The organism is Janthinobacterium sp. JF4, from assembly GCF_059617925.1.
In genome coordinates this window covers 1-11740 of sequence record NZ_JCAQAV010000033.1, presented here as the reverse complement: position 1 = coordinate 11740, position 11740 = coordinate 1, and the positions used below count along the sequence as shown (strand labels likewise).

Annotated in this window: 11 protein-coding genes; 9 read left to right on the top strand and 2 right to left on the bottom strand. The window is 63.2% G+C overall.

Annotated features, from left to right (window positions below):
• The first annotated feature begins 3 nt into the window (after positions 1-3).
• Genes AC54AF_RS20520 through ppnP form a run of 7 tightly spaced genes read left to right on the top strand, consistent with a single transcriptional unit; the run spans position 4 to position 7093 of the window.
• Positions 4-459: a chemotaxis protein CheW gene (locus tag AC54AF_RS20520; RefSeq protein ID WP_496638001.1), complete on the top strand. Its 456-nt coding sequence runs from the start codon at positions 4-6 to the stop codon at positions 457-459.
• Entirely contained in the window at positions 456-1709 is a 1254-nt protein-coding gene (locus AC54AF_RS20515; RefSeq protein ID WP_496638000.1) for a CheR family methyltransferase, read from the top strand. The genes AC54AF_RS20520 and AC54AF_RS20515 overlap by 4 nt, the downstream gene beginning before the upstream one ends.
• A gap of 9 nt (positions 1710-1718) precedes the next feature.
• Positions 1719-2405, top strand: a complete 687-nt coding sequence (locus AC54AF_RS20510; RefSeq protein WP_496637999.1) for a chemotaxis protein CheW — start codon at positions 1719-1721, stop codon at positions 2403-2405.
• Entirely contained in the window at positions 2402-4654 is a 2253-nt protein-coding gene (locus AC54AF_RS20505) for a hybrid sensor histidine kinase/response regulator (RefSeq protein ID WP_496637998.1), read from the top strand. The genes AC54AF_RS20510 and AC54AF_RS20505 overlap by 4 nt, the downstream gene beginning before the upstream one ends.
• Before the next feature lie 10 nt (positions 4655-4664).
• Positions 4665-5717 (top strand): chemotaxis-specific protein-glutamate methyltransferase CheB, encoded by a 1053-nt coding sequence (gene cheB, locus AC54AF_RS20500; protein ID WP_131689196.1) that lies wholly within the window; start codon positions 4665-4667, stop codon positions 5715-5717.
• A gap of 10 nt (positions 5718-5727) precedes the next feature.
• Complete coding sequence (locus AC54AF_RS20495; RefSeq protein WP_496637997.1) at positions 5728-6753, top strand: diguanylate cyclase; 1026 nt, start codon at positions 5728-5730, stop codon at positions 6751-6753.
• A gap of 25 nt (positions 6754-6778) precedes the next feature.
• A complete protein-coding gene (gene ppnP / locus AC54AF_RS20490; RefSeq protein ID WP_496637996.1) occupies positions 6779-7093 on the top strand; it encodes a pyrimidine/purine nucleoside phosphorylase in 315 nt (104 codons plus the stop codon).
• On the opposite strand, the gene murB is transcribed toward ppnP, so the two are convergent.
• On the bottom strand, positions 7094-8122 hold the full coding sequence (murB, locus tag AC54AF_RS20485) for a UDP-N-acetylmuramate dehydrogenase (protein ID WP_496637995.1): 1029 nt from the start codon (positions 8120-8122) through the stop codon (positions 7094-7096). It abuts the gene before it with no gap.
• 182 nt (positions 8123-8304) lie between these two features.
• Here murB and AC54AF_RS20480 point away from each other — a divergent pair, with 182 nt between their 5' ends.
• Together AC54AF_RS20480 and AC54AF_RS20475 are read left to right on the top strand one after the other, a co-directional pair.
• Positions 8305-8790 carry a YajQ family cyclic di-GMP-binding protein gene (locus tag AC54AF_RS20480; protein ID WP_034759416.1) on the top strand — a complete coding sequence of 162 codons (486 nt, stop codon included), beginning with the start codon at positions 8305-8307 and terminating at the stop codon, positions 8788-8790.
• Between the two features lie 183 nt (positions 8791-8973).
• Positions 8974-10233 carry a nitronate monooxygenase gene (locus AC54AF_RS20475; protein ID WP_100876084.1) on the top strand — a complete coding sequence of 420 codons (1260 nt, stop codon included), beginning with the start codon at positions 8974-8976 and terminating at the stop codon, positions 10231-10233.
• Between the two features lie 54 nt (positions 10234-10287).
• Here AC54AF_RS20475 and AC54AF_RS20470 read toward each other — a convergent pair whose 3' ends face one another.
• The gene (locus AC54AF_RS20470; RefSeq protein ID WP_496638040.1) at positions 10288-11586 is read right to left on the bottom strand and encodes a protein kinase; all 1299 of its coding nucleotides are present in this window, start codon (positions 11584-11586) and stop codon (positions 10288-10290) included.
• Between the last annotated feature and the right edge of the window lie 154 nt (positions 11587-11740).

Here is an 11740-nt window from a genome sequence, read left to right as displayed (position 1 = left end):
CTGATGAAAGTACTGCTCTTTCACATTGGACGCGACCGCTATGGCCTGCCCCTGGCCGGCATCGTGCGCGTCTTGCCGCTGCTGGAGCTGAAACAGTTGCCGCTCACGCCAGACTATGTGGCCGGCCTGATGGACTTGCACGGTACGCCCGTGCCCGTGATCGACCTGTCGCGCCTGGCCGGGCTGCCGGCCGCCGCCGCGCAATTTGACACGCGCATCGTCATCGTCGACTATCGCGCGCCTGGCGGCGCCACGCATGCGCTGGGCTTGCTGGCCTCGCAGGTGCGCGGCATCGCCGACATCGATACGGAAAAGCTCGAGGATAGCGGCGTGGCGACGGCGCCCTTCCTGGGCCAGGTGGCCAGCGATGCCGACGGCATCGTGCAACTGGTGCAACTGGAGCAACTGCTGCCGCCCGACGTGCGCGCGCTGCTGTTTCAGGACGCGGGCGCGGCATGACGGCACAAACCCTGCTGCGCCGCGCGACCGGCCTGTCCGTCTCCAAATCCGTGGCCGAACGGGCCGTCGGCCAGCGCATGGAGCAAACGGGCTTCACCGATAGCGCAGCCTACCTGCAGGCGCTCACGCCGGCTGAAATGACGCAATTGATCGAACTGGTGGTGGTGCCGGAATCGTGGCTGTTCCGCGATCCGCAGGCGTTCTACGCCACCGTCGAACTGGTGCAGGAACGCTGGGCACGCGGGCGCGCCACGCGCATCCTGTCGATCCCCTGCGCGGGCGGCGAGGAACCGTATTCGATGGCCATGGCGCTGCGCGACGGCGGCGTGCCGAAACAGGCGTTCAGCATCGACGCGTATGACCTGAGCCCCGGCTGCATCGAGCGGGCGCAGGCGGGCGTATATGGCCGCAACGCCTTCCGCGCACAGGACGTGGCCTTCCGCGAGCGCTATTTCACGCACGTGGCCGACGACGCCTACCGCATCATCGACGCCTTGCGCGAGCAAGTCACCTTCAGGCAGGGCAATTTGCTGCAGTTCGACACCGCCACCTACAGCCGCCACTACGACGTCATCTTTTGCCGCAACCTGCTGATCTATTTCGACAAGCCGACCACGCGCGCGGCCATCGCCAACCTGTCGGCCCTGCTGGCCGACGACGGCATGCTGCTGGCCGGCTATGCGGAAGTGCCGTCGTTCTGCCAGAACGGCTTTGCGACACTGCAGTTCCGCCAGGCCTTCGCCCTGAAAAAGGACAGCACGCCGCCAGCTGCCGTCACCCAGGTGGCGCCGCTGCCGGCCTTGCGCAGCGTGCCGCCCGCGCCAAGGCGCGCTGCTGTGGCAGCCACCTCTTCCGCCGCTCCCGTCGCGCCGGCGGCCTTGCGCGCGCGCCCCGTGTCCGTGCCCGCGTCCCCGCCGGTGCCGGCCGCGCAAGCGGACTTGCTGGCCGAGGCGCGCCTGCTGGCCGACCGTGGCCAGCTGCGCGAAGCCGGTGAAAAATGCCATGCCCACCTGGCCAGAGTGCCCGAGGCGGCGGAAGCGTATTTCATGCTGGGCATGATCAATGAACTGGCCGGCAAGATGGACCTGGCCGACGATTACTGGCGCCGCTGCATCTACCTGCAACCGGACCATTACGAAGCGCTGTGCCACCTGTCCCTGCTGGCCGAACGCAATGGCAACCACACGGCCGCCGCCACCCTGAAGGCGCGCGCGGCGCGCATCTACCAGCGCCGCCAGGCGTCCAACTAAGGGGCATGCATGACCAATCTCATCGCCATCGAATCCCCCGCCACCATCGACGACTGCTGGAACCATATCGGCGTGGTCGGCGACCAGAGCTGCCCCAAGCTGCCGGCCAACGTGCATTGCCGTAACTGCGACGTGTATGCGGGCGCCGCCCAGCGCAACCTGCAGCGGCCCGTGGATGAACACTACCAGCGCGACTGGGCCAGCCACTTCCGCCAGATCGATGCGGGCGGCGAAGTGCGCGACAGCTCGGTGCTGGTGTTTCGCATCGGCCGCGAGTGGCTGGCGCTGCCCACGCGCGTATTCGACGCCGTGGCGCCGCAGGCCAAGCCGCACGTGCTGCCGCACCGCAGCGGGCGCGGCCTGGCTGGCATCGTCAATATCGGCGGCAAGCTGTATCCGTGCATGTCGCTGGCCAGTTTGCTGGGCATCGACGAACAGGGCGCGCCAGCGGCCCGCGGCCGCCACACGTTCGCGCGCCTGCTGCTGATGCGCTGGGAAGAGCAGGCCTACGCGCTGCCCGTGGCCGACCTGCACGGCATCGTGCGCTACGCCTCAAGCACCGTGCAGGCGCCGGCGGCTACCATCAACAAGGGCCTGTCGCGCTACCTGTCGGGTGTCATCACGGAGGGCGACATGCGCATCGGCTGCCTCGACACGGCGCTGATCGGCTTTCAACTTGCGAGACTATTACGATGAGCCAGGACCAGCACGGCGACCTGAGTGCCTTTTCCATGCTGGACCTGTTCCGCATGGAGGCGGACAGCCAGACCCAGATTCTCACCGACGGCTTGCTGGCCATGGAACGCCATGCGGGCGACGCGGCCGCCGTCGAAGCGATGATGCGCGCGGCGCACTCGATCAAGGGCGCCGCGGCCATCGTCGGCCTGCAGGTGGTGGTGCAGCTGGCGCACGGCATGGAAGACAGCTTTGTCGCCGCCCAGCATGGCCGCTTGAAACTCACGCCGGAGCGGGTCGACGTACTGCTGTCGGGCGTCGACCTGATCGTGCAGTTGTCGCGCCTGGACGACGCGGGCGCCGAAGCGTGGCTGGCCGCGAATGCGGCGCAGATCGACCAGACCCTGAATGCCATTGCCGGCATCGCCGAGCTGCCCGAATTGCCGGCCCTGCCTTCGGCGCCCGTGCCCGTGCCAGCGCCGGCAGCGGGCGAGAAGCTGGAGTCGGCGGCCGCGCCCGCGCCGCGTGCCGGCGCACCAGCCAAGGCAGCGGCGCAAAACTTCGACAAATTGCTGTCGCTGGCCAGCGAATCGCGCATCAACGCGCACCAGATGCATCCGTTCATCGGCGCGCTGCAGCGTTTCAAGCGCAACCAGAGCAGCCTGTTTTCCGCCATCGAACACCTGCACGTCGCCATTGCCCGCTCGGGCGACGCGGGCTTGATGGAAAAGTCGCTGCTGGCGCTGCAAAAGACGCAGCCGCTGAAGCAATTCATGCTCGAGCACATCGCCGACATCGAGACCTATGAACGGCGCCTGCTGGCCGTCTCGCAAGGCATGGTCGACGAAGTGCTGGCCCTGCGCATGCGTCCTTTCCGCGACGGCATCCACGCGTTTCCCCGCATGGTGCGCGACCTGGCGCGCAGCCTGGGCAAGGAAGTGCAGCTGGAGATCGAAGGCGAAGACACCCTGGTCGACCGCGACATCCTGGCGAAGATCGAAAGCCCGCTGAACCACATGCTCCGGAACGCCATCGACCATGGCATGGAAGGCCCGTACGAGCGCATCGATGCCGGCAAGGAGGCGCTGGGCACGATACGCATGGAAGCGCGCCACCGCGCCGGCATGCTGAGCATCGAGATCAGCGACGACGGGCGCGGCGTCGACCTGGAAAAGATCCGCCAGTCCGTCATCGAGCGCAAGATGGCCAGCCCCGCCATGGCCGCCGCGCTGTCGCCAGGCGAGCTGCTGGAATTTTTGTTCCTGCCCGCCTTCAGCCTGAAAGCGTCGGCCAATCAATTGTCCGGACGCGGCGTGGGCCTCGACATCGTGCACGAGACGATACGCCAGCAAAACGGCACGGTGCGCCTGGAATCGGAATCGGGACGGGGCTTTCGCGCCCTGATTACCCTGCCGCTGACGCAGTCGATCGTGCGCGCGCTGGTGATCGACGTGCATGGCGAAGCCTACGCCATCCCCATCGTCAAGGTGGAAAGCGTGGTGCGCGTGCCGCAAGCGGCCATCCATACGCTGGAAAACAAGCAGTTCTTTGAACTCAAGGGCGAACATCTGGGCCTGGTGTCCGCGGCGCAGGTGCTGGAGCTGGGCGAAGCGGCCAACCAGTCCGAGGACTTGCCGGTGGTGGTGATCGGGCGCGGCAAGCAAAGCTATGCGCTGGTGGTCGACGCCATCCGCGGCGAGCAAAGCCTGGCGGTGCAGGCCATCGATCCGATTTTCGGCAAGATGCGCGACATTTCCGCCGCCGCCCTGCTGGATGACGGCGAGCCGGTGCTGATCCTCGACGTGCCCGACCTGCTGCTGTCGATCGACAAGCTGCTGCACGAGGGCGGCCTGCACCAGCTGGCGCAGGCTGGCCACGCGCAGCAGCGCCGCGCCAAGCGCATCCTCGTCGTCGACGATTCGCTGACGGTGCGCGAGATGGAGCGCAAGCTGCTGCTGGCGCGCGGCTTCGAAGTCGACGTGGCCATCGACGGCATCGACGGCTGGAACGTGGTGCGCAGCGGCGAATACGACCTGGTGATCACCGACGTCGACATGCCGCGCATGGACGGCATCGAACTGGTGTCGCTGATCAAGAAGGATCTGCACCTGCACAAGCTGCCGGTGATGATCGTATCCTACAAGGACCGTCCGGAAGACCGCGCGCGCGGCCTGTCCGCCGGCGCCGACTATTACCTGACCAAAGGCAGCTTCCACGACGAGACTTTGCTCGACGCGGTGGCCGACCTGATAGGAGATGCCCGCTTATGAGTTGTACTTCATGAAAATTGCCATTGCCAACGATGTCCCCATGGCCGCCGAGGCCCTGCGCCGCGTGGTCGCCAGCACGCAGGAACACCAGGTGCTGTGGATCGCCCGCACCGGGCTCGAAGCCGTGCGCATGTGTGAGGGCAACCGCCCCGACCTGATCCTGATGGACCTGAACATGCCGGAGATGGATGGCGTCGAAGCGACGCGCCTGATCATGGAGCAAAGCCCGTGCGCCATCCTGGTGGTCACGGGACGCCCGCAGGACAATGTCAACCAGGTCTTCCGCGCGCTGGGTGCCGGCGCGCTCGACGTCACCGCCACGCCCGTGCTGCAGGGAGAAGTGGGCGGCGACAGCGAATTGCTGGCCAAGATCAAGACCATCGGCAAGCTGATACGCCACAGCGCCGAACCAGCGCCGCCGCGCCAGGCGAACGGCAATGGCGGCGAACGGGGCGACGGCCAGGTATCGACCCTGGTGGCCATCGGCGCCTCAACGGGCGGGCCCTCGGCCGTGGCCAAGGTGCTGTCCGGCTGGACGGCGCCGCCCGGCTGCGCCATCGTGGTGGTGCAGCATATCGATGAAACCTTCGCCTCGCACTTCGCCAAATGGCTCGATGACCAGCTCAGCATGCCCGTGCGCGTGATCGCCGAAGGCGACGAACTGGTATCCGGCACGGTACTGATCGCCAAGACCAATGATCACCTGCTGCTAGATCAAAATTATCGTTTGGGTTACGATGCAGCACCACGCGAGTATGTTTACCGTCCTTCCGTCGATGTATTCTTCAACTGCGTGGCGCAGCACTGGCGCGGCGACGCCATCGGCGTGTTGCTCACAGGCATGGGGCGCGACGGCGGCGACGGCTTGCTGGCCATGCGCCGCGCCGGCAAGACGACCATCGCGCAAGACCAGGCCAGCAGCGCCGTGTACGGCATGCCACGCGCGGCGGCCGAACTCGATGCGGCGCAGCACATCCTGCCCTTGGATAGAATAGGCGCCAGCCTGCGCAGCCGCCTGGGCGCCAAACTCAACAATGGGTGGGAGCCCTCCCCTAACATCTGAAAAGAATGCAATGCCAGAATTTTCCTCCAGCTTCATCCAGCACGAACCCGCATTGACCGAATTCAAGGTCAGCGTGCTGCTGGTGGACGACCAGTTGATCATTGCCGAGGCCGTGCGGCGCATGCTGAGCGACCAGCAGGATATCGAATTTCATTACGTGACCGACGCCACGCAGGCGCTGGACACGGCGCTGCGCTTGCAGCCGACCGTCATCCTGCAAGACCTGGTGATGCCGGGCATCGACGGCTTCGCCCTGATCCAGTTGTACCGCGAAAACGCGGCGCTGGCGCACGTGCCGGTGATCGTGATGTCGGCCAAGGATGACCCGAAACTGAAGGCGCACAGCTTTGCCGTCGGCGCCAACGATTACGTGGTAAAACTGCCGGACCGCCTGGAGCTGCTGGCGCGCATACGCTACCATTCCAACGCGCACATCAGCCGCTTGCAGCGCGACCAGGCTTTTCGTTTCCTGCGAGAAAGTCAAAAGAACCTGGCCGACGCGAATATCGAGTTACAGAAACTGGCCGCCCTCGATGGCTTGACGGGCATCGCCAACCGCCGCCGCTTCGATGAAACGCTGCAATTCGAATGGCAGCGGGGCCAGCGCGACAAAACACCGCTGAGCCTGCTGTTCTGCGATATCGACCATTTCAAGAGCTATAACGATCACTTTGGCCACCTGGCAGGCGACCTGTGCCTGAAAAAAGTCGCCGCCGTGCTGACGGAACATTTGAAACGCCCGGCCGACCTGGCCGCCCGCTACGGCGGCGAGGAATTCGCCCTGATCCTGCCGGAAACGGACCCGGCCGGCGCACTGCTGATCGCCGAAGCATGCCGGCGCCATCTGGAAGGCTTGCAGATCGAGAACCCGGCGGCAAGCACGGGCATCGTTACCATCTCGATCGGCGTGGCCACCATCGTGCCGTCGCCAGGCTCGACGGTCGAGCATCTGATCAACCGCGCCGACCAGGCCCTGTACGCGGCCAAGCGCAGCGGACGCAACAGCGTGCTGAGCGCCGATGACGTCGAGGACTGATTTTTAACAGCAAGGAAAGTGAAGCATGAGCACACAACTGGACAATGTCAGCGTCGTCAAGAAGTCGAATATCTACTTTGACGGCAAATGCATCTCGCACAACGTCATCCTGGCCGACGGCACGAAGAAAAGCGTGGGCGTGATTTTCGCATCATCATTGCGCTTCAATACGGGCGCGCCGGAAATCATGGAAATCATCAGCGGCCTGTGCAAGGTACGCCTGGCCGACGCGACAGAGTGGAACAGCTATGGCGCGGGCACGCAGTTCAAGGTGCCGGGCAATAGCTATTTTGATATTGAGACGCTGGAGACGCTCGATTACGTCTGCCATTTTGCTTAATTAAACAAACACAGGCTCGGGCGACAGGCGCACGCCATATTTCGCCTCCACATCATCCTGTATCGCTGTCGCCAGCCGGGTAATGTCCGCGCCACGAGCGCCGCCATTATTCACCAGAACCAGTGCCTGCTTGGGATACACTCCCGCGGGCCCCAGGTTTTTCCCCTTCCAGCCACACTGATCGATCAGCCAGCCGGCCGCCAGCTTTTCCGTGCCATCGGGCTGCGCATGGTGCACGAGCGCAGGGAAACGTTCCAGCAAGGCAAGACATTGCTCCCGTGACACCACCGGATTCTTGAAGAAGCTGCCCGCATTGCCGATCACGGCAGGGTCAGGCAATTTTCGCCGGCGGATCGCCATCACCGTCTCGGCCACCTGTTGCGGCGTCGGTTCGGCAAGATGGCGCTCGGCCACGGCCTGCGCCAGTTCCGCATAGCGCAAGTTCGGCTGCCACTGGGCCGGCAAGGCGAACGTCACTTCCAGCACGATCAGCTCGCGTCCGTCTTCCTGCTTGAAGATGCTGTCGCGGTAGGCAAAGCGGCAAGCGTCGCGATCCATGTCGAAGACGATGCCGCTGGCGCTGTGCATGACGCTCACGCTGTGCAGATAATCCTTGATTTCAACGCCATACGCGCCAATATTCTGGATAGGCGCCGCGCCTACCGTACCGGGAATCAGCGACAGGTTTTCCAGCCCGCCCACGCCTTGCGCCAGGGTCCATTGCACGAAGTCGTGCCAGTTTTCGCCGGCCGCGGCCGTGACGAGTATCGTCTCGAAATCCGCCTGCGCCAGGCGCATGCCGCGCGTGGCCATGTGCAGCACGGTGCCGGGAAAGTCGCCTGTCAGCACGATGTTGCTGCCGCCGCCCAGTATCAGGCGCGGCATGGCGGACAAGGCCGGATCTTGCAGCGCGGCCTGCAATTCGGCCTGCGAAGTGATGCGTACATAGACGGCAGCGTTGGCCGTGATGCCGAAGGTATTCAGGCGCTGGAGGGAGTAATTGTGTTCGATGGTGAGCTCTGCAGACATGGGATAGCGATTATTTTGCTCGATTATAGAGTGAAACCGACAAAAAACCAGCGCAAGACAAGGGCAGGCCGTCCGTTGTCCGTTAAAATGTCGCATCTTTAACGGGGCTGTGCCATTTTGCAAAGAATGCGCGCGCCCGGCGCGCTACCGGCGCGCTCGCTCTAACACGAAAGGAACAGACCATGCCGTCATTTGATGTAGTCTCCGAAGCCGATATGATCGAAGTCAAGAATGCAGTCGAGCAATCCAACAAGGAAATCACGACGCGCTTCGACTTCAAGGGCAGCGACGCTCGCGTCGAGCACAAGGAAAACGAATTGACCGCGTTTGCGGATTCGGAATTCCAGCTCAGCCAGGTACGCGACGTGCTGACCAACAAATTGACAAAACGCAAGGTCGATGTGCGCTTCCTCGACGAAGGCGACATCAAGAAGATCGGCGGCGACAAGGTCAAGCAGATCATCAAGATCAAGAACGGCATCGAATCGGATGATGCGAAGAAAATCGTGCGCGTCATCAAGGACAGCAAGATGAAAGTGCAAGCGAGCATCCAGGGCGAAGCCGTGCGCGTCACTGGCGCCAAGCGCGACGACCTGCAGGCGGCCATGGCCATGCTGCGCAAGGACGTGCCCGACATGCCGCTGGAATTTAACAATTTCCGCGATTAATTCCGATGCGGCGCGCGCTGCGGCCTGCGCTTGCACCGGCATAATGGCAAGCCGCCTCGGAGCGCCTGCCCGCTTGGAGTAGAATTGAAGCTGCGCACAGCTACATGCGCCCGCGCGCCTGACCGGCGGCGGGCTTGACCGTACATCTGGCTCAGTGATAACCACGGTAGTCTAAGGATAGCAATGAAACGTGTTGATGATTTCCGCCTGCGATTTGGCAAAAAAGAATATGTGCCCATCATGATAGGCGGAATGGGTGTGGATATTTCCACGTCGGAGCTGGCCCTGGAAGCGGCCCGGCTGAACGGTATCGGGCATATCTCCGATGCCATGGTGGAAGACGTGTCGGATCGCCGTTTCGACACCACCTTCGTCAAAGACAAGACGAAACTGTACAAGTTCAACATCAATAACAGCGACAAGGCCGTGGTGCAGTTCGACCTGGGCCGCCTGGCGGAAGCGCAGCGCCTGCATATCGGCCGCACCATGGAGGCGAAAAAAGGCGATGGCTTGATCTTCGTCAATTGCATGGAAAAGCTGACCATGAACGGCCCCCGCGAAACCTTGCGCGTGCGCCTGAACGCGGCGCTGGACGCGGGCATCGACGGCATCACCCTGTCCGCCGGTTTGCACTTCGGCTCGTTTGCCTTGATGGCCGACCATCCGCGTTTCCGCGATGCCAAGCTGGGCATCATTGTCTCGTCCGTGCGTGCCTTGCAGATTTTCCTGCGCAAGAACGCCAAGCTGGACCGTTTGCCCGACTTCATCATCGTCGAAGGTCCATTGGCCGGCGGCCACCTGGGTTTCGGCATGGACTGGGCCAATTACGACTTGCACACGATTACGGCGGAACTGCTGGCCTACCTGAAAACGGAACAGTTGGACATCCCGCTGATCGCCGCCGGCGGCATTTTCACGGGCAGCGATGCCGTCTCCTTCCTGGAAGCGGGCGCGGCCGGCGTGCAAGTGGCGACGCGCTTTACCGTCACCGAAGAATGCGGCTTGCCAAACAAGGTCAAGCAGGAATACTACAAGGCCTCGGAAGAAGACATCATCGTCAATGGCGTCTCGCCGACGGGCTACCCGATGCGCATGCTGAAGAACACGCCCGCCATCGGCGCCGGCATCCGCCCAGGCTGCGAATCGTATGGCTACCTGCTCGACGCGACGGGCAACTGCGCCTACATCAACTCGTACAACCGCGAAGTGGCAGCCCATCCGGAACAAAAAACCGTCGTCGTGATGGACAAGACTTGCCTGTGCACGCACATGCGCAATTTCAACTGCTGGACCTGCGGCCATTACACGTATCGCCTGAAGGACACCACGCACAAGCTCGACAACGGCGAATACCAGATCCTGACGGCCGAACATGTCTTCAAGGATTACCAGTTCAGCGTCGACAACCAGATCGCCCTGCCGGAAAAAGCAGTCCAAGGCTGAACTCTCTCAGCCTGAACTGAAAATGGCGCAACCTGTGAAGGCTGCGCCATTTTTTTATGCGGAGAACAGGTCCCGCAATGCCAGTTCCATGGCATCAAATTGCGGCCGCCGCAATACCTCCTCCTGCAGGCAGGCGTCCATCATGCCCTGTAGGCTGGGCAAGGGCATCGCACAATGCGCGATCAACTCGCCCAGCAGCACGCCAAAGGCGCGTGCCTCTATGCCCTGCAACAAGTCCCCTTGCGGCGAGCCGGGCGCAAACATGGACGCGGCGCCAAAGTCGCCCAGCAGGCAGGCGCCAGCGTCCGCATGCAGGATATTGTGCGCATACAGGTCGCCGTGCACGATGCCGTGCGCATGCAGTTGGCACACGGCCGAGGCGATGCCATGGGCAATGGCCAGCGCTTGCGGTGGGTCAAAGCGCGCACCATCGGCATACACGTCGCGCGTGCACGACTCCAGGCTCGGCGGACCGGCCAGGTTGCGGAAGGCCACGTCGATGAGCGGCATGACGAGCCCCAGCGCCCCTTGCGGATGCGCATCGAGCGTGCCGAGGATGGGAATCAGGCCCGGATGGGCGCCAGCGCTGACGCAGGCAGCCATTTCGCTGCGCGGCAAGCCATCGCTGGTCATCGCCCCCTTGAATACTTTGACGGCGACATCATCCACGCCATCCAGGCGGGCACGGAAAATCACACCCGATGCGCCCTCGCCCAGCTGCTGCGCCAGTGCCAGGCGCTGCCATGCCACGCCCGCCGCAGCGGTAGCAGCCAGGGCAGCCAGCTCCCGCGCTTGCGTGAAGGGATTGCCCGCATACGCGAGCCAGCTCAGGCGTGGCAAGGACAGCAGACAGTCGGGCAGCGCCGTAAAACGGTTGGCGGCGATACGCACCAGTTCCAGGCGGCGGCAGTTCGCCAAGGAAGCCGGCAAGCTGCCCAGGCAATTTCCCGCCAGCATGAGCTTCTGCAACTCACTGCACTTGCCCAATTCGTCCGGCAAGGCCTCAATGGCATTGTCGGTCAGAGTCAGCCAGCGCAGCCTGGACGGCAAGGCTGCGGCCGGCACGTGGTGGATCCGGTTCGCCTTGAAACCAATCATTTCCAGCACAGGACAGGAACCGAGCACGGCCGGCAAAGTAGTAAACAGGTTATCCGAACAAAAAATGATGCGCAGTTTGTGCAGGCGCGGCAGATCGTCGGGCAGGGACGAGAGCGCATTACCCGAGAGGTCGAGGATTTCCAGACTGTCGGCCAGGTCGAAGATTTCTCGGGGAAATTCCGTTAAGCCGCAGGACAGCTTCAGACGGCGCAGGCCAGCCAGTTGGCCAGCACGTAATTGTTCCAGTGTATGCACAGCAGACAAGATATCCCTTTCAAAAACCTGGCAATCGCTGGCGCAGTTAAAACCAGCGGACGTAAAAAAACCCCCACCGGATCACCGATGGGGGTTTTTCGAATAACAAGCCTGACGATAACCTACTTTCACACTGGTTGCAGCACTATCATCG